The 20,844-nt window shown below is 49.7% G+C and carries 19 protein-coding genes and 1 tRNA gene; 10 read left to right on the top strand and 10 right to left on the bottom strand.

The window, feature by feature from the left end; genetic code table 11:
* Positions 1 to 50 precede the first annotated feature (50 nt).
* Genes gcvP through BDT_RS03295 form a run of 3 tightly spaced genes read left to right on the top strand, consistent with a single transcriptional unit; the run spans position 51 to position 4,954 of the window.
* The gene (gene gcvP, locus BDT_RS03305; protein WP_041576958.1) at positions 51 to 2,927 is read left to right on the top strand and encodes an aminomethyl-transferring glycine dehydrogenase; all 2,877 of its coding nucleotides are present in this window, start codon (positions 51 to 53) and stop codon (positions 2,925 to 2,927) included.
* Positions 2,927 to 3,928 carry a glycosyltransferase family 9 protein gene (locus BDT_RS03300; RefSeq protein ID WP_015089846.1) on the top strand — a complete coding sequence of 334 codons (1,002 nt, stop codon included), beginning with the start codon at positions 2,927 to 2,929 and terminating at the stop codon, positions 3,926 to 3,928. The genes gcvP and BDT_RS03300 overlap by 1 nt, the downstream gene beginning before the upstream one ends.
* A 9-nt stretch (positions 3,929 to 3,937) precedes the next feature.
* Positions 3,938 to 4,954 carry a small ribosomal subunit Rsm22 family protein gene (locus BDT_RS03295; protein WP_015089845.1) on the top strand — a complete coding sequence of 339 codons (1,017 nt, stop codon included), beginning with the start codon at positions 3,938 to 3,940 and terminating at the stop codon, positions 4,952 to 4,954.
* On the opposite strand, the gene BDT_RS03290 is transcribed toward BDT_RS03295, so the two are convergent.
* The gene (locus BDT_RS03290) at positions 4,913 to 5,695 is read right to left on the bottom strand and encodes a substrate-binding periplasmic protein (RefSeq protein WP_015089844.1); all 783 of its coding nucleotides are present in this window, start codon (positions 5,693 to 5,695) and stop codon (positions 4,913 to 4,915) included. The two genes, BDT_RS03295 and BDT_RS03290, sit on opposite strands and share 42 nt — an antisense overlap.
* A 173-nt stretch (positions 5,696 to 5,868) precedes the next feature.
* Here BDT_RS03290 and BDT_RS03285 point away from each other — a divergent pair, with 173 nt between their 5' ends.
* A complete protein-coding gene (locus tag BDT_RS03285; protein WP_015089843.1) occupies positions 5,869 to 9,054 on the top strand; it encodes a hemagglutinin/hemolysin-like protein in 3,186 nt (1,061 codons plus the stop codon).
* A 58-nt stretch (positions 9,055 to 9,112) separates the two neighbouring features.
* On the opposite strand, the gene BDT_RS03280 is transcribed toward BDT_RS03285, so the two are convergent.
* Positions 9,113 to 9,538 (bottom strand): DUF4423 domain-containing protein, encoded by a 426-nt coding sequence (locus BDT_RS03280; RefSeq protein ID WP_235046241.1) that lies wholly within the window; start codon positions 9,536 to 9,538, stop codon positions 9,113 to 9,115.
* A 154-nt stretch (positions 9,539 to 9,692) separates the two neighbouring features.
* Positions 9,693 to 10,199: an SAM-dependent methyltransferase gene (locus BDT_RS03275; RefSeq protein WP_148278687.1), complete on the bottom strand. Its 507-nt coding sequence runs from the start codon at positions 10,197 to 10,199 to the stop codon at positions 9,693 to 9,695.
* Between the two features lie 59 nt (positions 10,200 to 10,258).
* On the opposite strand from BDT_RS03275, the gene gcvT reads away from it, so the two are divergent.
* The 3 genes from gcvT (at position 10,259) to BDT_RS03260 (ending at position 11,880) form a co-directional block, all read left to right on the top strand.
* Positions 10,259 to 11,341, top strand: coding sequence for a glycine cleavage system aminomethyltransferase GcvT (gene gcvT / locus BDT_RS03270; RefSeq protein WP_015089840.1), 1,083 nt, complete (start codon positions 10,259 to 10,261; stop codon positions 11,339 to 11,341).
* A 10-nt stretch (positions 11,342 to 11,351) separates the two neighbouring features.
* Complete coding sequence (gene gcvH / locus BDT_RS03265; protein WP_015089839.1) at positions 11,352 to 11,741, top strand: glycine cleavage system protein GcvH; 390 nt, start codon at positions 11,352 to 11,354, stop codon at positions 11,739 to 11,741.
* 56 nt (positions 11,742 to 11,797) lie between these two features.
* A tRNA-Leu gene (locus tag BDT_RS03260) sits at positions 11,798 to 11,880 on the top strand.
* Positions 11,881 to 11,958: 78 nt separating this feature from the next.
* Here BDT_RS03260 and BDT_RS03255 read toward each other — a convergent pair.
* A complete protein-coding gene (locus BDT_RS03255) occupies positions 11,959 to 12,942 on the bottom strand; it encodes a hypothetical protein (RefSeq protein WP_015089838.1) in 984 nt (327 codons plus the stop codon).
* A gap of 78 nt (positions 12,943 to 13,020) precedes the next feature.
* Positions 13,021 to 13,818 (bottom strand): DUF4423 domain-containing protein, encoded by a 798-nt coding sequence (locus tag BDT_RS03250; RefSeq protein ID WP_080602322.1) that lies wholly within the window; start codon positions 13,816 to 13,818, stop codon positions 13,021 to 13,023.
* A gap of 156 nt (positions 13,819 to 13,974) precedes the next feature.
* Between BDT_RS03250 and BDT_RS03245 the strand changes: the two genes are divergently transcribed.
* Together BDT_RS03245 and BDT_RS03240 are read left to right on the top strand one after the other, a co-directional pair.
* Positions 13,975 to 14,364, top strand: a complete 390-nt coding sequence (locus tag BDT_RS03245) for a hypothetical protein (protein WP_041576952.1) — start codon at positions 13,975 to 13,977, stop codon at positions 14,362 to 14,364.
* 55 nt (positions 14,365 to 14,419) lie between these two features.
* Positions 14,420 to 14,704 carry a hypothetical protein gene (locus BDT_RS03240; RefSeq protein ID WP_041576950.1) on the top strand — a complete coding sequence of 95 codons (285 nt, stop codon included), beginning with the start codon at positions 14,420 to 14,422 and terminating at the stop codon, positions 14,702 to 14,704.
* Positions 14,705 to 14,765: 61 nt separating this feature from the next.
* Here the strand turns inward: BDT_RS03240 and BDT_RS19525 are convergent, their stop codons facing one another.
* The 4 genes from BDT_RS19525 to BDT_RS03225 form a co-directional block, all read right to left on the bottom strand.
* The gene (locus tag BDT_RS19525) at positions 14,766 to 15,191 is read right to left on the bottom strand and encodes an HNH endonuclease signature motif containing protein (protein WP_080602321.1); all 426 of its coding nucleotides are present in this window, start codon (positions 15,189 to 15,191) and stop codon (positions 14,766 to 14,768) included.
* 70 nt (positions 15,192 to 15,261) lie between these two features.
* Entirely contained in the window at positions 15,262 to 15,969 is a 708-nt protein-coding gene (locus BDT_RS03235) for a J domain-containing protein (protein ID WP_015089834.1), read from the bottom strand.
* Positions 15,966 to 17,519: a hypothetical protein gene (locus BDT_RS03230; protein ID WP_041576948.1), complete on the bottom strand. Its 1,554-nt coding sequence runs from the start codon at positions 17,517 to 17,519 to the stop codon at positions 15,966 to 15,968. The genes BDT_RS03235 and BDT_RS03230 overlap by 4 nt, the downstream gene beginning before the upstream one ends.
* Positions 17,520 to 17,663: 144 nt before the next feature.
* On the bottom strand, positions 17,664 to 18,134 hold the full coding sequence (locus BDT_RS03225) for a hypothetical protein (RefSeq protein WP_015089832.1): 471 nt from the start codon (positions 18,132 to 18,134) through the stop codon (positions 17,664 to 17,666).
* Positions 18,135 to 18,446: 312 nt separating this feature from the next.
* On the opposite strand from BDT_RS03225, the gene BDT_RS03220 reads away from it, so the two are divergent.
* Positions 18,447 to 19,280, top strand: coding sequence for an outer membrane beta-barrel protein (locus BDT_RS03220; protein WP_015089831.1), 834 nt, complete (start codon positions 18,447 to 18,449; stop codon positions 19,278 to 19,280).
* A gap of 103 nt (positions 19,281 to 19,383) precedes the next feature.
* On the opposite strand, the gene BDT_RS03215 is transcribed toward BDT_RS03220, so the two are convergent.
* Complete coding sequence (locus BDT_RS03215) at positions 19,384 to 20,841, bottom strand: DUF1552 domain-containing protein (protein ID WP_041576946.1); 1,458 nt, start codon at positions 20,839 to 20,841, stop codon at positions 19,384 to 19,386.
* Between the last annotated feature and the right edge of the window lie 3 nt (positions 20,842 to 20,844).

Here is a 20,844-nt window from a genome sequence, read left to right as displayed (position 1 = left end):
TCATCCTTGAGGGTGGTTATGTTAGTCTCGGGGCGTTTATAGAGGTGTGAATGAAAATCGCTGATCTTTCTCCTACGAATGAGTTTATCCCCCGTCACATTGGTCCGACTGACTCAGACATCCACGAGATGCTGAAAACTCTGGGTTTCAATTCCCTGGATCAAATGGCTGACAAAGTTATCCCGGCACAAATCCGCACGAACCACACTTACGCAGATGTGGGCACCGGCATTTCTGAGCACGGGCTTTTGAATCATCTAAAACAGATGGTTTCCAAAAACAAAGTTTACAAAAACTATATCGGCATGGGTTACCACGACACCATCACTCCGACTGTGATTCAAAGAAACATCTTTGAAAATCCAGTGTGGTACACAGCCTACACTCCATATCAGCCGGAAATTTCCCAAGGTCGTCTGGAAGCGCTGTTGAACTTCCAAACGATGATCGCGGATCTGAACGGCATGGAAATCGCCAACGCCTCTTTGCTTGATGAAGGCACGGCCGCAGCTGAAGCCATGTTCATGGCGCACTCTCTTTGCAAAAACAAAGCAAATGCCTTTGTCGTATCCCCGGACATGCACCCGCATGTGATCGAGGTTATCAGCACTCGTGCAGAGCCTCTGGGTTTTGAGATGATCGTGATGGATCCGGCGAAATATGATTTTGCAAAACCAGTGTTCGGTGTGTTCTTCCAGTATCCAAACACCAACGGCACGGTTGAAGACTATGCTGCCATCGCAAAAAAGTACAAAGACCATGGTGCGCTGGTGACAGCTTCCACGGATCTTCTGGCGATGACATTGCTGACTCCTCCGGGTGAATGGGGTGCCGACATGGTGGTGGGTAATTCCCAGCGCTTTGGTGTACCACTGGGCTTCGGTGGTCCTCACGCAGGTTACCTGGCAACGAAAGATGCTTTCAAACGTTTGATGCCAGGCCGTCTGGTGGGTGTCAGCGTGGACTCTCAAGGCAAGTCTGCTTTGCGTCTGGCTTTGCAAACTCGTGAACAACACATCCGTCGTGAAAAAGCGACTTCCAACATCTGTACGGCTCAGGTGCTTCTGGCGAACATGGCTTCCATGTACGCGGTTTACCATGGCCCTGCAGGACTAAAGAAAATCGCTCTGCGCGTTCAGCGCCTGACGGCGATTCTTTCTGCGGGTCTTAAGAAATTGAACCTTGAAGTCGGTGCAGGAACGGTGTTTGACACTGTGACTGTAAAAACTGACAAAGCGGCAGAGATCATTGCTCAGGCTGAAAAGCTGCAAATGAACTTCCGCAACTACGGCGGCGGCAAGCTGGGTGTTTCGCTGAATGAAGCAACAACGTTGGAAGACGTTGAAAACATCTGGGCGGCCTTCAACCTTGGCAAAGCAGCCGGCTTCACAGCATTGTCTGTTGATGAGTCTTTGGCAGATGTGACTTTGCCAGCAGCCTTGACTCGCTCCACGGCTTACATGACTCATCAGGTGTTTAATTCTCACCACAGCGAAACCGAAATGCTTCGCTACATTCACCATCTGCAAAACAAGGATCTGACGCTGACTCATTCCATGATTCCGCTGGGTTCTTGCACGATGAAACTGAATGCGACAACCGAGCTTGTGCCGGTTTCATGGCCTGAAATCAGCAAGCTGCACCCGTTTGCACCAACCGCACAAGCGGTGGGCCTGATTGAAATGATCCACGACCTAGAGAAAAAGCTTTGCGACATCACCGGCTTTGCAGCAGTCAGCTTGCAGCCGAATGCGGGTTCTCAGGGTGAATACGCGGGTCTTTTGGTGATCCGCAAGTACCACCAATCCCGTGGTCAGGGTCATCGCAACATCTGCTTGATCCCATCTTCCGCGCACGGAACAAATCCAGCATCCGCAGCCCTGGTGAACATGCAGGTTGTGGTTGTGGCGTGTGACGATCAGGGTAACGTCGATGTGGCAGACCTTAAACTCAAGGCTGAACAACACAAAGACAATCTGGCAGCGTTGATGATCACTTACCCTTCCACACACGGTGTGTTCGAGGAAGGTATCGTGGAAATCTGCAAGATCATCCACGACAACGGCGGTCAAGTTTACATGGACGGCGCGAACATGAATGCTTTGGTTGGCATGTGCCGCCCAGGCGTGTTCGGTCCGGACGTTTCCCACATGAATCTGCACAAGACCTTCTCGATCCCTCACGGTGGTGGCGGTCCGGGCGTGGGTCCTATCGGTGTGGGCGCGCATTTGGCGGAATTCCTGCCGAAGCATTCTTTGGTGCCTGAAGCGGGTCCTGCGAATGGTATTTCTGCGACGACGTCAGCTCCTTGGGGCAGCGCCAGCATCCTGCCGATCTCCTGGGCTTATATCACCATGATGGGCTCTCAAGGTCTGCGCAAAGCCACTTTGGTCAGTATCCTGAGCGCGAACTACATCGCGAAGAAACTGGAAACTCATTACCCTGTTCTTTACAAAGGTAAAAACGGTCTGGTGGCGCACGAGTGTATCGTGGACGTTCGCGAAATCAAAAAAACCTCTGGCGTTGACGTGACTGACGTTGCAAAACGTCTGATGGACTTCGGTTTCCATGCTCCGACCATGAGCTTCCCGGTAGCGGGCACGCTGATGATCGAGCCAACTGAATCTGAATCCAAAAAAGAACTGGATCGTTTCATTGAATCCATGGTGACCATCCGCAAGGAAATCACTGCGGTTGAAACCGGCAAGATGGACAAAGAAAACAACGCCCTTAAAAATGCTCCTCACACAGCGCAGATGCTGATGAAACCTGAATGGAATCATCCGTACAGCCGTGAAGAGGCTGTGTACCCAGTTGAATGGTTGCGTGGTAACAAGTTCTGGCCAGTTGTTGGCCGTGTCGACAACGCTTACGGCGACAGAAACCTGATTTGCTCCTGCCCTTCGATTGAAGACTATCAGGCGTAATGAAGCGCATCCTTCTTATCCGCTTAGATAAAATCGGTGACCTGATCTGCAGCATGCCTGTAGATCAGGTTTCTTTTTTAGAAGGCTGGGATAAGCACTGGGTGATCGCCAAAGGCCTGGGATTCGTCCCTGAAAACGCCGACCCTCAAAGAAAATTTCTGGAACTGAAAAAAGACGACGCCAAGGAATCCTTACCCAAGCTAAGAGCCTTCTTACGCGAATACCGCCCTGACGTCGCCGTCAGCCTGCAGGCCCCATGGTGGGTCAGCTATGCGCTGTGGGCTGAAGGTGTGCCGGTTCGCGCGGGTGTGCGTTCGCAATGGCACAGCTTTCTGTTTTTGAATAAAGGCCTGCGCCAGCATCGCAGTCTCGCGGTTCAACACGAGGCTGATTACAATCTGGATATCCTGAAACACGCCCTGCATATCAGCGAAAACATTAAAACCCCGGTTTTGAAACTGACCGCCCCGGAAAACCCGGAGCTTCTGTCCAAACACGGCCTTATAACCAAAAACTATGTCGTGGTTCATCCCGGTATGGCAGGGTCCGCCCTGAACTGGCCGATTGCCAATTACATTGAACTGATCAGAAAAGTGTCTGAAACCACCCAGGTGGTTCTGACCGGCACCCCGGCAGATGAAAAATGGCTGACTGAAATCAAAGCGACTTTCAAGGACCACAAAAACGTCCTAAGCCTGCAAAGCCTGCTGACCGCGACCGAACTATTCACGGTGCTTAAAAACGCCAAAGCGGTCGTGGTACCAAGCACAGGTGTGGCCCACATGGCGGCTTCCCTGGGGACTCAGGTTCTGGGCATCTATCCGCATGTGCGCGTGCAAAAACCCCTGCGTTGGGCGGCCCGTGGGCCTCAGGTTCATATTTTCGAAGCCCCGACTCAAAATGCCGATGGAAGTGTCTGCGACGGCACCCACTGTGAAGAATTTCACTGTATGGCAAAAATAAAGGTCGAAGATTTGCTTCAGACCCTTTCCTCCCTTTAGAATACCCCCATGCAAAGAGAATTCACCTGTCCCGCTTCTTTTGAAGAATCCATCAACCGTGCGCTAGCCACTTACAAGTTGTCGTTGAAGGATTCCAAAGCCCTGGCCAAATGTGTGCTGGCTTTGTCGGACTTCTTTATCGCCAAACCTGACAGCCCCACCCCGTGGAACGAATCCTGGGCGCAGGTGGCTTATCTTTGTTATTACCTGCCACTGAATTCAACCCGCCTGACCGGACTGATTGAAGAAGCCGACAAGCGCGGATTCTTCAGCGGCCTTTCCCATGTGATTGATTTCGGTGCGGGTCTGGCGACAGCATCAATGACCCTGAATGAAAAGCACAAGTTCAGCTATCAGCTGATCGAACGTGCGGCCGAGCCACAAAGCCTGATTGAAAAGCACTTCCCGCAGTTTCCACCGCAGGAATGGCTGCGCACCTTCAGCGGTGCCCGCCTGAAAGACGGTGCCAAGACCCTGGCGCTGTTTTCGTATTCATTGACCGAACTGACCGATCTGCCGGACTGGGCATATCAATGCGAAGCCCTGATGCTGGTCGAACCTTCCACGCAGCAAGATGGCCGCAAGCTTTTACAGCTGCGCCAGAGGCTTCTGGAAAAAGGCTATCACGTGTGGGCCCCGTGCACGCATGAACAGGCTTGTCCCCTTTTAACCCAGTCTAAAACCGACTGGTGCCATGACCGCGTTCACTTTAAAGCGCCTGCGTGGTTCACTTCATTAGAAGCCGAGCTTCCGATGAAAAACCGCACCCTGACCATGAGCTATGTGCTGATGAGAAAAACCAAACCTGAAGTCATCAAGGCTGCGCGCGTGGTCGGTGATCGTTTGAAAGAAAAAGGCAAAGATCGCCAGATGATCTGCCGGGGTTCAGAGCGTGAATTTTTGGCCTGGCTTCATAAAACCAAGATCGAACAGGAAATCCCACGCGGGGTTCTGGTCGACATCCCTGATGACATTCAAAAAGTTTCAAATGAGTTGCGCGTAAGCCACGAAATCAACGTCCTTTAAGGGTGTCTCGGCCCGCAGGTATTTCTTCCACTGACCGGATCGGCGCAGGCGCTGGATTTCACCTTCCAGCCACTTGTGCAGATCTTTCTGCGACTGCGGTGACACCAGAATCTTTCTGTCAAAGCGTTCAATGGTTTTGTCCGAGATATGAATCTGATCTTCCAGCCCCAGATCCCGGATCAGATACACAGCCACAATCCGGCCCATGATAACGAAATCAATCCGTCCCCGTGCCAGCATGCGCAGACTGTTGTTGAAGGATTGCGTGGATTCTGATTTGACGACTCCGGCTTTTTCCAGCTGCTGCACAGGTTCTACAGCATGCCCCAGAACAATCGAAGTTTTTTTCCCCTGCAACGAGGCAGAGTTCTCATACTCCAAAGCTCGCTTGCGAGGCGAAAGCACCAGATTTTCATCTTCCATCAAAGCCGATGTCCAAAGATATTTCTTTTCGTTTTGATCGCCGAACCACTTTGGTGACACCAACGGGACGACATAGACCCCGCTACGCTCAAGAATTTTCTGCAACCGCGCACGCGGCACGACCACAACTTTAAATTGATATTTCCCCTGTGATCGCACCGTCAGAAGTGATGCCAAATCATAGACCAGACCCTGTTCTTTTTTTTGATCAACTACAAAAGGAGGAGTGTCGTAAGGCGAAACCATCTCGATCACTTGCGCAGCGGAAGTGATAACGGAATAACAAAGCAGTGCCGATACGATCCAGAGCAGACGCATAGTATTCCCCTTGGTCTGTACTGTCATTCTACCACAACAAAGACCGAACAAGAGGTCTCGATTTAAGACGAGACAATTACGCGAATGTCATTCCGCAAATACCTATAAATATTGGGAACAAACAAGCCGATATGTACTGGGTAAGGAACGCACATATGAATATACGGCACGTTATGGAAACATTCATTGTTCTTCTTTTTGCGTCTATTTTAGGACTGACGGGATGTATTCGCGCCAGCGTTCATAATGGCGAACTGAAAGCCGATCTGGCTTCTGAAAGTGATTCCTCTTACTTCACAAATAAAAACCCGATCGAAGTCCTGATTGTTTTCAACCGCGCGCCTGATCAGTTCTATCCTGAAAACTTCACTCTTGAAAATGCCACCATGGGTTCCATCGTCCAGGTGGACAAGGTCACCTATCGTGTGCAACTAATTCCAACCAATCAAGGCGAAGTGCGTGTAAATTTGCCGAAAGGCACAGCCGTCGGAAATCGCGGTGAAACCAACACTGAATCCGGAGTGTTCGAAGTTTACTATGACAGCATTCTGCCTACGATTGGCACAGCTACGATTCTGCCCGCCGCTGTCAGCCCCAACCCGATCCCCTCCGTGGGCGGAACGACGGAACCCAAAGCCATCGTCACTTTATACAATTCACTGGCCTGTACTGGCGACAAACTGGCTGATTCTACGGCCGATGCCATCACCGGAAATTTTGAGTTCCCACTTGGAAATGCCCTGACCAGCGAAGGAGCTTACGCGTGGAGTGTTCAGGCCCGGGACGCCGCTGGCAACATCCATTGCTATCCCTTCCCTTTGGCTTACACTCTGGATCACACCGAACCGTCACTGCCATCCATCGCCGTGGCCCATGGGACGGTTCAGGATGATCCCGTGGGTGTGGATGTCATCTCGTGCGATGACGACAACCAAACACCGGATTCTTTCTATCAAGTGATCTTCGTACAGGACAGTTCAGCACCTCCGGCGCTGGACAACCCGAATTGGATGACTTGTGCCGCTGGTATCAACAATGTGCCCCTGACCGGTGCTGACGGGGATCATACACTTATAATGTGGGCCCGCGATGAAGCCGGAAATATTTCTTCCAGTAACCAGATCACCATCACACTTGATACGACCACGCCAAGTCTTTCGATGCCTGCCACCGCCAGCCTCAATCGCAACAGCGCAAGCACCGTGATTCTTGCTGACGCCGTGGTCGATTCTGATGAAGAAGGGCTTGGTAGTTATTCACTGCCAGCTGCCGATGCGCCGGCCTGTTCCGATCACGGAAGCGTTTCCATCAACGCCAGCAACGGGGCTTTGACGTTTGCCCCGGCGGCACACTATTTCAACCGCTATAGCGGCGCGGATCACCATGGTGGCCCTTGCAATATCAAAGTTCAATTTGCCGACCGGGTTCAGCCGACCGCCCATAGTGTGACAGCCGATGTGGCCGTCACTGTAAATTTTGTGAATGAACCTGTGCAAATCACCGCTTGGCCCGGCACCAACGGAAGTGCTTTGGAAAAATGCGGCAACAAATGTTTTGCCAATTCGATCTTTGATTTAAGTTTCACGGTGTCCCCGGGCGGTAACGCCACTTATCCGGACCCGCAGACAGTAACCTGCTCAGCAATTACCGCTGATGCTTACTATGTGGATATCGCCAGTTGTTCCCTTTCCGGCAACACCGGCACTTTATCCGTGCAAATGGGCAGCGCGCACGCTTCCTCCACGGACGGCACATCAATCACTCTGACAGTAAACGATGGCATCGGGAATGACTCTGAATCGTTCAGTCTGCATGTTGATAACTATGTGATGAGCATGTACCCGGCCCTGGCCGTCAGCCGTCAGCTTTCGTGTATCCTGTGTCACGCCAACATCCAGGCTGACATCGTAACGGACTTTGGAATCGCCCAGGCCAATTACGGCAATGCCAACAACATTCTGGGCGTCGCCAATCTGGCCGGATCCCACATGTATCACAACGACAACTCGGTGATTGATTTCTCGGTGACCGGTTCCATCTACATGCCGAACATCACTGTGACAGACAAAAACTTTATCAAACAAACCACCGGGAATCCGAACTCGGCCGCGGTGAATTTAAGATCCTTCCTGCAAAACAGCTGGAACCAGTATTCTCCGATCACCGACAGTCAGGGCACGATTCTGATGGATGGCGATGGCTTTATGCAGGTGGATCCAACACCGGTCGCTAAAGCTGCGCAGCTGGTGGCCCCGAAAGTTCAAGGCGGCTTGCAGCTGAAGACCGCCATCACCATCCGCGCGCCTTCCGATGCCGAAGTTCTGGCCCTGGACAGCTCGCTGTCGGCGGGCACCACAGCCTTCGTCTACAAAGGCCCGAATTCCAAACCGGCCTTCAGCGGTTTGCAGGTTCATGACTTTGGTTATGGTCAGTTCGTACGCAACAACGGAACCATCATCTGCCACGGAAGCATTATTATCAGCGGAACTCTGTACCTGAACAACCCCGACATCCAAACAGATGATGTGGGCTGTTCTATCTATGTTGCGGGGAATGTGTTCATTGAAACCAATCGCGGCACGGCCATCCAATATACAGGCGGCGCGGCCTCTCCGACCCTGCAAATCACCAGTTCGCGCAATCTGCACATGGGTGTGGGCTTGTATGACATCCGCTATATTCGCCGCTCTTTGAATAACTTTGAAGATGCGCAAAAAATTGTGAACGCCGCAAACCCGGCAGGTCTTCGTGATGCTGCCGAAGGTGCCCTGACAATCAAATCCAACAACGATGCCGGCGCCTGGGAATGGATGCGCTGTCCACTGCGCCCGGAACACGCGCTTTATTTGGAAGGCAAATACATCTCGAACGGAAACTATGGGGCTTGTGATGCCTCCGTGGACCCGTGGAAATGTAATTTCGCCAAAGAGCTTTTCAACAACTGGGTCGGAGTCGTTTCAAACTATGATCATGTTCTGGATGAAAAGGTCATCAACCGCAGCGGCACGCTGGTGAACCCGGTGGTTGCTTACGAAACCATGTGCCGCGTGAACGGTGCTTATCAGATGTCGAACTATGCCGCCCATAGCTGGGCTTGGTCCGGATACTGGGGTGAACAACCTGATCGCGTGGGCGCTGCCACGGTCAACACCACCCGCCATTCAACGATCTTTGATCACGTGCGCATCAACGCGCAAAACGTGCACAGCCGTTACTATGGCGAATTCCGGGGCTCGGTGATTTCACCTTGGGCCCTGTTCGCCGTCGGAAACCTGGTGTTCAAGTACGACACCCGCTTAAACAACGTCGTGCCATACCCGCGCCTGATGGTGCCCAACCCGATCTTCGATGTTCAATAAAAAAACCGAGGGGGATTCCCTCGGTTTTCAGTGTCGAGTTGATATTTAAAACGCGCGCTTATTCAGCTGCGTAGCTGGCAACAGGAATCAAAGAAACAGAAATCTGGTAAGTCTTGCCCTGAATCACGCCATTATCAAGGAACTGAGCCAGTTCACGACGGAAGCCTTTGATTTTCTCTTTAGCCTCGTCCAAACGAGCTTCATCCACATTGATAGTGATCGTGGAATGCTCGCGCTCTTCACTAGGCATCTTCTCCAATAGACGCTCCAGCTTGCGCTTCATTTTTTTCTCGCGGCTGATTTCACCAAAACGCTGAAGTTCATCCGTGTTAAGGTTCAAACGCTCCCCGAACATACGAATTGTTCTCATCGTTACGGTACGTTTGCCGTTTAGGATTTTGGACAAGAAAGACGAGTCCACTTCCAGGTGACGGGCGAACGCACGCAAAGAGTAACGGGGATAGTTTTGGCTACGACGAGCCAATTCATCTTCAAGAAATTGTCTAAAATCTGAGTTTTTATTTACATCCTGCATGAGGACACAATTATGTGCAGGGCCCCTGATAATCAATATTTTGTTCACAGTCTTACAGACATTTAATATAGCCATTCGGAGCGCGTCAAAAACTCGCCGAACATTACAGAATTTTATCGAATATCAACAACTTACGGTTTCGACCTCTTTCATCGATCGCAATGATTTCGGAATCACTTTTGTACGAAAAATTCGCCAAATTTTGCAGCCACACAAACAGTTTTTCCTCGTCACGTTGTGGCCCCAGTATCAATCGGTCCGCACTTAAAACACCCGTTTCAGTCAAAGAGCGAACAATTTCCAGAATCGTGTGTGCACCGACACCGGCGATCACCACGCTGCCTTGAACGGGCTGTTCAAGCTGTCCTCCCGGCCGCGGATGGAAAAACGCCTGACAGGCCGAATCGTCGCGGAAGTATTCATTCTGAAAGCGCTGCTCCAGACGCTCGATGATGTGCGGGACCTGGTCGACAAAGTGAACCTCGGTGAACAAACCGCTTTCATAGGCGTTTAAACCCATATAGCCGTGGTCGCAGCAGAAGTCCCAGACAGGCTTTCCGGGCAAAAGATGATCGTAAATAAGCTGCATGCGACGCGAGAGTTTGAACATAGGGCGCAAGATAGAATCCTCATTGACTGAATGTCACGGGGAAAGGATTATGCAACCGCATGAAAAAGACACCTTTAGCAGACACACATGAAAAGCTGGGCGCCCGCATGGTCGACTTTGCCGGTTGGTATATGCCCGTTCAATACATCGGTCTTCGTGAAGAGCACAACAACGTGCGCACGAACGTAGGCCTGTTCGACGTTTCCCACATGGGCGAAATCCGTGTGAAAGGCCCTAAAGCCGTGGAAACCTTGGAATGGCTGACGACCAATGACGTTTCCAAACTGAACGACGGCGAAGCACAGTATTCTTTGCTGCCGAATGATCAGGGCGGCCTGGTTGACGATATCATCGTTTACTGCCTGTCTAAAGATTCTGACTATCTGGTGTGTGTGAACGCCTCCAACAAAGACAAAGACTTTGCCTGGATGACCAAACACAACAAGGGCTCTGATATGACGGACGAATCCGATCTTTGGGGTCAGATCGCCATTCAAGGCCCGAAAGCTTTGGAGCTGTGCGACCGTGTCTTTGACATCAAAGTCAGTGAAATGAAGTCCTTCACCGTAAAATCCGGCACTTTCAAGGGCCACAAGATCATGATCGCCACCACTGGCTACACCGGCGAAAAAGGCTGTGAAGTCTTTGTCGAGGCGGCGGGCACGGCGGACCTGTGGATGACTTTACTGGAAACAGGCAAAGACCTGGGCTGCATGGGCATCGGTTTGGGCGCTCGTGACACTCTGAGAACCGAAATGAAGTATTCCCTGTACGGTCATGAGATCGATGACACAACGAATCCATACGAAGCGGGCCTTGGCTGGGTTATTAAACCGGCTAAAAAGGACTTCATGAATAAAGCCCAAATCGTGGGCAAAAAAGAAGCCGGCCTAACCAGAAATCTTGTGGGATTTAAGATGCTTGAGAAGGGCATCCCCCGTCAGGGATACAGCCTGTTTTCTTTTGACAACAAAGAAATCGGCAAGGTAACTAGTGGTACACACTCACCGACCCTGGACGAGCCTATCGGTATTGCTTTTATCGATGTGGCTTACGCGAAAGAAGGAACTGAATTCCTTCTGGATATCCGCGGCCGTAAGGTGAAAGCCGTGGTTTGTAAAACCCCGTTTGTAACGAAATAAGGAGCCTCAAATGGCATTTCATATCCCTGAAGACTACTACTACACAAAAGAACACGAATGGGCTCAAGTTGACGAGAACATCGTAACCGTAGGTATCACTGAGTTCGCTCAAGACCAATTGGGTGAAGTGGTTTACGTGGAACTTCCAGAAGAAGGTCAAAAAATCACTCAAGGCCAAACTTTCGGTGTTATTGAGTCCGTAAAAGCCGTGAGCGACCTTTACGCTCCTGTTTCCGGCACTGTAATCGAAGTAAACGCGTCCCTGGGCGACGATCCTTCTGTTTTGAACGACGATCCAGTAAATGAAGGCTGGTTGGTTCGTATCGAAATGGATACCGAAAAAGAGCTGGCAAACCTGATGAGAGCTCCAGATTACAAAAAATTGATCAGCGAGAAGTAATTTTCTTGCATTAGCCTAGGTAACTAGGCTATCAATGTTCTTCGAATTTAAGGTGTGCCCCGCTGGTGAAATTGGCAGACACGCTAGACTTAGGATCTAGTGCGCAAGCGTGGGGGTTCAAGTCCCTCGCGGGGCACCAAATCTTTCCCTTGGGAAAGATCCGCAAAAGAAGCTGACTGAATAAGTCGGCTTTTTTTATGCCCGAAATCTGAGTCCACTAGCGTTTGCAATCAATAGTCGACAGCCCCTTGGTGGCATTCCTAATCGTCTTTATGGCTACATCGCCCTTTTTAATTCTTAAGTATTCACAACTCACGGTGCCGCAATTTTCGCTGGAGAACACATAGTCCACACCCATTTCCCTGTCGGCTACGGTGACCGTTTTTTCAGCTCCCCAAATTCGTTCACCCAAGGCCTGGAATTCTTCAATATGTTGACGCGACAACGGAATGATCCTCGCGCCAGGTTTCGACGAAGTTGAAATAATTAAATTGTTTCCAATCTGCTGCATCTGAAGAACAGACTGAACACATTGTCCCGTATGCGCTTTATATGAATTATCAGCAGTGAAGGTATATCCACGGGCATTGAAAGTTGAATAGTTTTGCAGGAAGGCACCGGATATCTGGTACCGACGATCATCAATGTTAGCAAGCCCCAGATATTCGTGAAGAAGAATCGCCATCGCACGACTCTGCACTTCCAGCAAGTCCAGCCCGCATAGCTTATTGGATAAATAAATCTCATTGGTGTCAGAATAGTTAATTGCATCCTTTGTCTGCCCATCCAGAGTCAGATTTTCACTTAGGTAAAACTTAGCCACTGATATCTTGTGCAGCAAGAAAGCTCTTTGCCCCTCGCTCAACAGCGTGGGCATCTCAGCAAGTAAACTGACCAGCTTCTCTGTGTTCTGGTGAATGGAAAGAGCACAAGAATTTCCACCGCCCCCAGTACGAGGCCCCTGTGTTTTCAAAAATGTCTGAAAGTCCTTGAGGTTTTTACCCAAGGCATTGTCCAGAATCAAAGATCCTTCCGGTCGAGCCACGGGCTTAACTTCGATACGAACGGCATCAGGCGCCTTTACCTGCGACAACTGAGGTAGCTTTAACTTTTCGGTCCCAGCATCCAATGCAAAGGTATTCAACGCAAAAAGCGTCACACAGGTGATCAAAATTTTTTCGCAAAATTTCGTGCAGATCATTTAAGTGTCCTTTGCATTCTTTAACTCCTAAGAAAGCAAGGGACATACCACAGTCGTGTCTCATAGTGAGACGGCCATCTAAACCCGGAAAAGATCTATATTAAAGCAATAGGCGTCTTCGGGCTCTGACGGGTCAGCGACCTTATTAAAATCACTGATGAAGTAGGCGATCTTTTTCTTCAACTTTTCAAAGTCCTCTTCAGAGAAGGACTGAATAGAACTATAGTGAGTGGCCTCCCGGTCATTCTTTTGAACATTATCCATGGCGCGCGCACGCCAGTTCGTATGATGACTGCTGATCCAGACGCTGCTGTCTTCCAGATGAATATTCGATGAGTTCCAGCGATATTTATCACCACTTTTTTTGATAAGTTCCATTTTCTCAAGATAGCCGATAACCGTGGCAACACTTGCCTGATTTAGATTCAGCCGTTTTTCAAGGCTCGCTATACTTTGAAACTGCGGCACCGACGTCAGGGTATGGATAGCCGTCGCAAGCCAGGTAGCATAATAAAAGCCGATGTTTGAATCCTGCTCAGAAACGATCACAGAGTCCTTCTGCTGATTCTTAAGCCTGAAGGCCTCGCGGCTCATTTCCCTGGCTTTGGATTCAAGGCGGCGGCGAAGTGCCGGAGTGACAGCCTTTTCCTTATCAATCAACAGATAGAAATAGTCCTGCTCATAGTCAGACATATTCAGATATTCGGCGACTCCGAAGGCCTGATCCAGGCTCAACTGCCCTTTTCCATTCAGACAGGCTGACAAATATGACTTTTGGGTATTGGCGGCCTCCGACAGCCGGGTCAGCGCACCCCTTTCGGAGTCGCAATAGGCTCTTAAGAACGTCTTATAAGACTTGAAATCAAATATATTCATCAGCCAATACCCACTCGCTAAAGTTTAGACAATTGTACACTAATAATGAACATAACGTTTACTAATTAATAACATCTATATTTTTTTGAGACAATGCCTCGGGTATCTTGCATTTGAGTTTACGAATAACGAAAAACAACCTTAAAGGAGTTCTCAATGAAACAAGCGTTCTGTGCACTTATGATCCTGGGTCTGGCTTCTACATCCTTCGCCGCTAAGCCCTACTATACCTGCAACCTGAATTACGCCGGTAACTCAGTACAAGCGGATTCTGAAGTTCTGATTCAATTTAAAAACGGCAAAGTGGCAGTCAAGGGCACTGGCACAACCGGGACATGTATTGGTGACGTAAAGTTCATGGGAAGCGAAGGTCACTATGCCGCCTATTTCGAACACGATGGCAGAACCAACACGACCTGCACCACCTACAATAATATCCAGTGGCTCTCTACCAGCGAAGGTTATGCCTCCATCAGTCCGAATGCAACCGTCGACCTTGCTGATGTCAGCATCGGCGGCATCTGGGCAAGGTACACCTGCAAATAACCCAAATAAATATTTAGAAAAGAAATAACGTAAAAAATAATCTTAAGGAGTTTTTATGAAAAACATGATCTTGGTATCTCTATTCACAGTTATGACCGCTTCTTCTGCCTTTGCCAACTACAGCGATTCTTTGCAAAAAATCAGTGCTGCACTAACTGATGCTAGCGTTGCATCTGCCCTGAAAGGCGAAGCCGTGCAAAAAGTGGAAATTGGTGGTGATGACAATCTTGACGTTCAAATCACTTCCGACAGCTGCCAAACGATCGTAGGCTTGACGTACATCATCTCCAACGATGCAGTCGTTGGCTATAAGGTTGAAAACATCGCCACTTGCCAATAATCCCAAGCAAACCGAAAGAATAATTCCAATGAAGCCGACTGAACAAGTTGGCTTCTTTCATTTATCCCGCTTTTCTATTTACAGGTTCACCCAGCAGTATTCCGTTGAATCGTTCTTTGAGCTTAACAAGCTGAGTTTCTTTTTTTGGGTACCTGCCATAGTTTGCGCGGATTCGGTCGTACCAGCGGTGATAGCGTTCATGATCGTTTCGCGGCATCACACACAAGTTTGAGGGCCGGTTGTCACTGCGACGGCCATTGATGTGATGGACGACTTCCCACGGCTTCAATCGTCGTCCCAGGATTCTTTCGGCGACCACGCGATGCTCGTACCGAGGTCTTCCATAGGTTGACTTTCTAAGAACATAACCATCTCGGTTTTTTGAAGACAGAAGCCACGATAACGGCAAAAAGATCAATTTAACCGGAAGACTTGCAACAAGCCAGACAAAGCGAATGAGACTAAGGCGTCGTCTTCGAGATCTCATGAAGGACTTATCGGCGAAACACGCTGGACCATTAGCCAGGTCGCCAATGACTCAGAATGGGAATCAGTCCCTACAGCATCATATCCACAAAGGATTTATAGAAACCTGCGCCGCACTTGGCGGTGTCTTCATAGAATTTCACGGCTTGTTTGGTTCGGTGGTTCATCGGTTGCTCGGTTCGCACAGTGGCGTCTTTCGCAGTATCGACTGTCGCAGGCTTGGAAGACTCGGCCCGGCTGGAAACCTTGGATTCAGAGGCAGGCTTTGGGGCTTCCTGCGCGGAAGATTTTGTTTCTTGTTTTGGTGGCTCGGCAGTTTTGGCATTTGCTTTCGCTGCGGCCTTGGCGGCAGCTTCGAAATCCGGTCCTGACCATTTTTTTTGTTCCGGTTTTGGATTTACAGATTCTGTTTTTGCGGAAGGCTGCGCCGTCGATGCCGGCTTGGCGGTCGTTTTTGGTGCGGACTTCACCGTGGCGTCGTATCTTTGGCGGGCCATCGGGTCCATCAGAGTGTCGCGGGACACGTTCAGCTTTTTCATCACTTCGGTTGCGGCGCGCAGTTTTTGCGGATCGTTTTGATAGCGATCCGGATGATAGGTTTTCATCAGGCGACGATAGGCTGTGCGGATCTCGGCCTCTGAAGCGTTCTTACTGACATTCAAAATGTCATAATGGCTGCTTTGTGAATTCATGATACGGCGAACTTCATCCGCAGTCTGTGCCAGTGTCACAACCGGCAAAACCAAAGGCAGCAACAGCATCAGAATCAGATTCTTCATTTGCACACCCCCGATTTGGAAGATTCACGAATGGCATCAGCAGCTTTTTCCGGCTTCTTCTTCAACAGTGCCAGAACTTCCTTACGCTGATCTTTAGGTAAATCGGACAGATAACCCAGGAACATCCCCATCTCTTCTGAATTCACCTGCTTCTGGCTGGTTTCCAGAACCTTTAAAACGTCTTTGTCGGAAGAGATTTCTTTCAATGATGTTGCCATGGACTTCACGGCGTCCGCTTCAACCTTGGCACCTTCTTTGGCCACTTTTGCATAAGACCCCAAGCGCGAAGCCTGAGCGGCGTTTTTCATGACCTTCAAACCCGCACCAAACGGGATGATGGATGCGGCTGAAAAGCCTGCTTCCGCAAGGTCTGAATAAGCCTGATCTTTGGCGGCGTCAGCCTTGTTGAAGGATTCGTTGGAAGACCCTTCCGCAAATGCCGAAGCTCGCAGATTTCGGGCTTCGATAAAGGATTCATGGGCTTTTGAGGACGCATAGACTGTTTCCCCACCAGCAGCAATAGTGCCCGCCAAGGCGGCTCCGGCAGCGACTGTTGTCAAAGTTCCTGCCGCGGCAGTTCCAGAAAGAACCATCGCGCCCACCCCGGCACCAATCCCTGTCGCCAGCAATACACCGCCAACCACAAGTCCGCCCCAGAACATGGCTTTATCCAGAATTTCGTTTTTCTGGGCTTTCTTGTCGTAACCCTGCAGGATCTTACAGATCAGATCAGAAGCTCCTGGGTTTTCCATCAAAAACTGCGCACTGGCCGCTGGGTTCGTCACCAGCAGGCTTTGCAAAGTCTCGTCAACGCTGCCCTGGGCTGCTTCGTTTAAATAGTCCTCGTGATTTTTTAGTTCCGTTTGAACTTCCGAGAAGGCTTTCTTCACGTCGTTTTGAACGATGACGTTTTTGTTTCTTCTTTCGCGAATGGCTTTTGTATAAAGCAGCAGCTCTGTTCCGGCTTGCGGAGGTTTGACCTTCATTTCACGTTCCCGGTCCGTCAGCTCTACCGCGATGTCCAGGGTGTCTTGCTTGGCGGCTTCCTTCCAATAGGTCTGCGTGACCTGAAGCTGCTTTTTGGCCGTATTCAGGATCTTATTGCGGGCGTCTTCTTTGAACGCCTTTTCCATGTCTTTGCCAAAGGCCTGCATCTTCTTTTCTTCGGCCACAACCTCGGCACACACAGCGCCATTCAACACTTGAGAATCCAAAGCCTTGGCTAATGCTTCAGAAACCCCCTTGGCTGCTGCATGGGACAGCAAACACTTTTGCAGGTTTTCTTTCAACTGAATCACCGAGAGCAGGCTTTGCCCCTGCTGCAGAATCTTTTTTCCTTCAGTCGTCTGTAGTTGGGCGATTTTGGATTTATCAGCGACCAGGTCCTTGAATGAGGCGCGGAAAGCACCGACGACCTCGGGGTCTTCCAGATTTGCTGCCGTCCAGGCGATTTGCTTGGTGTACAGCAGTTCCAAATTAGAGTCCGCCGTCGCCAGAATTGGCGAACACAGAACAAGCAAGAATAGCATCACAAGCGCGGGGACGTGCATTCCGGACTTATCGGTGATTTAGGACGGTAAACTGACCGGACTTTTGTGAAGATTCGCGTCTCAGGATGAGACTTCACCTTTGAAAATAAAAAACCCACACCTGTTCAGTGTGGGTTCTTCGATCATCAACCTGTTTAATTCAGATTAGAACTCGCAAGTCGTGGAAAGATCGTATTTCTTAAAGCCATCCATCATGCAACGGAAGGTTTCACGGATAGTCAGTTGGTTGCCATCCAAAACAAGAACCTTTTTGTAACCGATAGCGCCTCCGAAATCACCACAAGCATCACCACCTGGGCGCTTGGAACTTGTGCTCACCAGAGCTGTGTTGGCATCTGTCAGTTTGGTGTCTTTATCAAGACCCGCACTTGGCGTGAAGTACATACCTGTGTCCTGCAGATAAACTGCCAGACCCTGACCGCCATCAAGACTGTCATAGGTTTGAAGCTCTACACGGCACATGCCCGTGTTGCTTTCATCATAAGAAGCCACGATTTTGCCTTCGCGACCATCAAGGGCTTTAAGGCGCTTCAAGAAGTCATTGCCACCAGCAGAGGCAGAAATGGAAGACAATAGAATTGCAGAAGCCAAAATTTTACCAAACGTGTTTTTCATAGTGTTTCCTTGTTTGTTGAATCTTATTGGTGACCCTTTAATCCAAATCCTATGCCAACCAAAACACCACCCCCAACACCAGCCTGTTGAATCTGGCACCACCCCTGTGAAAAAAATGCTGTACACTGGCCTATACATCGACATGGCTATTTCCTAGAGCCACACCGGTCAGATGGAAGAAGAAAGCCACCTAATAACTGACCAATTCAGGTAATTTGATTCTTTATGTTAAATGTCGACTGTTGACTATTAAGTTAAACAGCTTTGGAATATTTGGACTCAACTGAGTATTAACAGCTTAAGGAGCTCCAAATGTTTTCTAAAGTAATCGCAGCAGCCATCGTATTGGCTTCCGTATCTGCAAATGCAGCAGACAATGAATTCTTCTTCCAATCCAAAGCGGGTCAGTCTGATGTGACGGCACGTTTGGGCCTTCTTTCCACGTCCATCAAAGCAGACAGTGCTTCTGATGAGACCAAATACACTGGTCTTATCAACACTGGTGCTTCTTACGAATACGGTATCAACGATCAGTTCTCTATCGAAGGCGCTTTGGCGTTCACTTCCGTAGAAGACGATTCCACTCCAAAAAACAAAACAACCGGCCTTCAGGATCCAACAGTAACTTTGAAAGGTACTTCCAACATGGGAGCTTCCACTCTTCGTTACGGTTTGGGTGTGTCTTTGGGTCTTCAAAAAGCAAAAATTGATGGCAACGAAACTTCTGCAGCAACTGGCGGCTACTCTTTCAATCCATATGTAGGTATGGACACTGAAGCAGCTGGCGGCGTTATCGGCGGTCGTTTGAACTATGTGATCAAAACTGAGCGCACGACTGATGTTGAAGGCTTCGGCGACGTTAAAACCAAAGGTGGCAACGTAATGGGTCTGTCTGCATTCTACGAAACAAAAGTTACTGACATCACTTTCGGTGGTGCTTTGAACTACGTAAGCTTCGCAGAAACTGAAAATGAAAATGGCACCACGGCTACTGACTCTTACAACAAATTGGGTCTTTCTGCATACTCTGTAATGCCAATGGGTACTTTCGCGTTGATCCCTCGTTTGGATTACGATTTCTCTAACAGCGAAGCTGACAAGTACAATGTTATCGTTCTGTCTGTAGCAGGTCGTTTCAACTTCTAGTTTTTAGTTGTTGTTCATTCCGAATACAAAAAAGCCGACTGCAAAGTCGGCTTTTTTATTGTTCAAATTCTGCGACAACATCCCCTTTCCAGGAATCCGTCTTTTAAGTCAGAATCTCTGAAATCGGCTGATAGAATCTGCCCTTTAAAACGTGATTGGCCGGGAATTCCCCATAATAACCAAAGCCCTGTCCGTTTGGCGTCGCAAAGGCGTATTCAGACGGCGGCACACCCATCAACTGCAACAGGGTGATCAGGAAACAGTTGTATGGCAAACCCGCAGACGGCATCGTCATATAACGACCCGAACGCAAAGCCCCGCCCATATTTCCAATCAATACCTGCTGGGAATCATAGCCTTGGTGGCCGTTGTCATCACCGAGGTCGCCCATGCCACCGGCACACAGCATCCCCGTCACCATGTTTTCCAAATAAGTCCGCCCCGTAACACCTTCTTCGACATTCAACGGCGCCAAAAAGCGGTCGGCAATCATATTGGCAAAGTATTTCCACCAAACCTCAAACGCGGTTCTTTGAATAGCGCTGCCACGGCTGCCGTGCATGGCATCGTGCACGTTGGTACCCAGTCCGCTTAAACCCGGAATCCACTGAGGGTCCTGCGCCTCCAAAGCCATGACGCCCACTTTGGTAAGACCACACTTAAAGGCCACAGCCAACAGGTCCATATAAATTCGATTGCACAAAGCCGGATCGGAAACCGAACCCGGATCAGCCGGTTTCGAACATGTTGGGGTCGGCGCCACCTGCACCAGGGATTTCTGCAAATCCGAGATATAGCCCATGTGTTGCTCAAGACGAGCTTTGTCTTCGGCTGAAATCTTGCGGCTGTTTTTAAAACCCGTGTAAGCCCCGAAAACCCGATTCAAAATATTGGATTTCAATTCATTCGTGTTATCCGCCGGAGCCGTCGTTCCCGCGGTCAAACTGCCAAACACTTCGTTATAGAAGTTGCGGATCGTCCAGTCTTCATAGTGCGGGATGACCTGCACATTGCTGCCGACCTTCTGATAGAACAAGGGCCCAGCCCCCATCAGACTGACCCGGATGGATTTACGAACATAGGCCGGTGTTGAATCCGGATAAAGAGTTTTTGAAGCTTCCAAAACAGATTCAATCGAAGGGAATCCCCCTTCTGAATTTCGATCCTGCGCAGAGGCCACCACAAAATTCCCGTGAGCCGAACCCCAGCGAACTGAAGCATCCAGACCGCGAACAATCGTCATCTGGTCGTTGTTTTTCAAAGTTTCATACAACGGGTTGTTCAGCACCGGACTGATGGTGCTGGCCGTACCCAGATTTCGCAGCAGCACTTCTTTCATTCCACTGGAACCCACCGCGGTCGTTGCCGCACTTTTTGCGGGCCAAAGGACGTTCACATTACCGTGGTCAAACCAGAACATCATCATACGCTTCGGCGGAGTCGCAGCTTGTGCGAAAGCTTCCACCGGCATCAGACTTGGCAACAGTGGCAGGGCCAGAAGTGTTTTTCCGGATCCGACCAAAAACTGACGACGGGTTTTCTTGCAATAGTACATCGACATAAC

It is taken from the genome of Bdellovibrio bacteriovorus str. Tiberius (assembly GCF_000317895.1).
GTDB classification, from domain to species: domain Bacteria; phylum Bdellovibrionota; class Bdellovibrionia; order Bdellovibrionales; family Bdellovibrionaceae; genus Bdellovibrio; species Bdellovibrio bacteriovorus_F.
Note: the sequence above shows the minus strand (reverse complement) of the source record. Positions and strands in the feature narration are given on the sequence as shown.

Bases quoted from the DNA above. Each gene is read 5' to 3' on its own strand.
- gcvT (WP_015089840.1), top strand. From the start codon at position 10,259: ATGAAAAAGACACCTTTAGCAGACACACATGAAAAGCTGGGCGCCCGC.
- gcvH (WP_015089839.1), top strand. From the start codon at position 11,352: ATGGCATTTCATATCCCTGAAGACTACTACTACACAAAAGAACACGAA.
- BDT_RS03230 (WP_041576948.1), bottom strand. From the start codon at position 17,519: ATGCACGTCCCCGCGCTTGTGATGCTATTCTTGCTTGTTCTGTGTTCG.
- BDT_RS03235 (WP_015089834.1), bottom strand. From the start codon at position 15,969: ATGAAGAATCTGATTCTGATGCTGTTGCTGCCTTTGGTTTTGCCGGTT.
- BDT_RS03295 (WP_015089845.1), top strand. From the start codon at position 3,938: ATGCAAAGAGAATTCACCTGTCCCGCTTCTTTTGAAGAATCCATCAAC.
- BDT_RS19525 (WP_080602321.1), bottom strand. From the start codon at position 15,191: ATGAGATCTCGAAGACGACGCCTTAGTCTCATTCGCTTTGTCTGGCTT.
- BDT_RS03290 (WP_015089844.1), bottom strand. From the start codon at position 5,695: ATGCGTCTGCTCTGGATCGTATCGGCACTGCTTTGTTATTCCGTTATC.
- BDT_RS03225 (WP_015089832.1), bottom strand. From the start codon at position 18,134: ATGAAAAACACGTTTGGTAAAATTTTGGCTTCTGCAATTCTATTGTCT.
- BDT_RS03250 (WP_080602322.1), bottom strand. From the start codon at position 13,818: ATGAATATATTTGATTTCAAGTCTTATAAGACGTTCTTAAGAGCCTAT.
- BDT_RS03240 (WP_041576950.1), top strand. From the start codon at position 14,420: ATGAAAAACATGATCTTGGTATCTCTATTCACAGTTATGACCGCTTCT.
- gcvP (WP_041576958.1), top strand. From the start codon at position 51: ATGAAAATCGCTGATCTTTCTCCTACGAATGAGTTTATCCCCCGTCAC.
- BDT_RS03245 (WP_041576952.1), top strand. From the start codon at position 13,975: ATGAAACAAGCGTTCTGTGCACTTATGATCCTGGGTCTGGCTTCTACA.
- BDT_RS03255 (WP_015089838.1), bottom strand. From the start codon at position 12,942: ATGATCTGCACGAAATTTTGCGAAAAAATTTTGATCACCTGTGTGACG.
- BDT_RS03300 (WP_015089846.1), top strand. From the start codon at position 2,927: ATGAAGCGCATCCTTCTTATCCGCTTAGATAAAATCGGTGACCTGATC.
- BDT_RS03285 (WP_015089843.1), top strand. From the start codon at position 5,869: ATGGAAACATTCATTGTTCTTCTTTTTGCGTCTATTTTAGGACTGACG.
- BDT_RS03215 (WP_041576946.1), bottom strand. From the start codon at position 20,841: ATGTCGATGTACTATTGCAAGAAAACCCGTCGTCAGTTTTTGGTCGGA.
- BDT_RS03275 (WP_148278687.1), bottom strand. From the start codon at position 10,199: ATGTTCAAACTCTCGCGTCGCATGCAGCTTATTTACGATCATCTTTTG.
- BDT_RS03220 (WP_015089831.1), top strand. From the start codon at position 18,447: ATGTTTTCTAAAGTAATCGCAGCAGCCATCGTATTGGCTTCCGTATCT.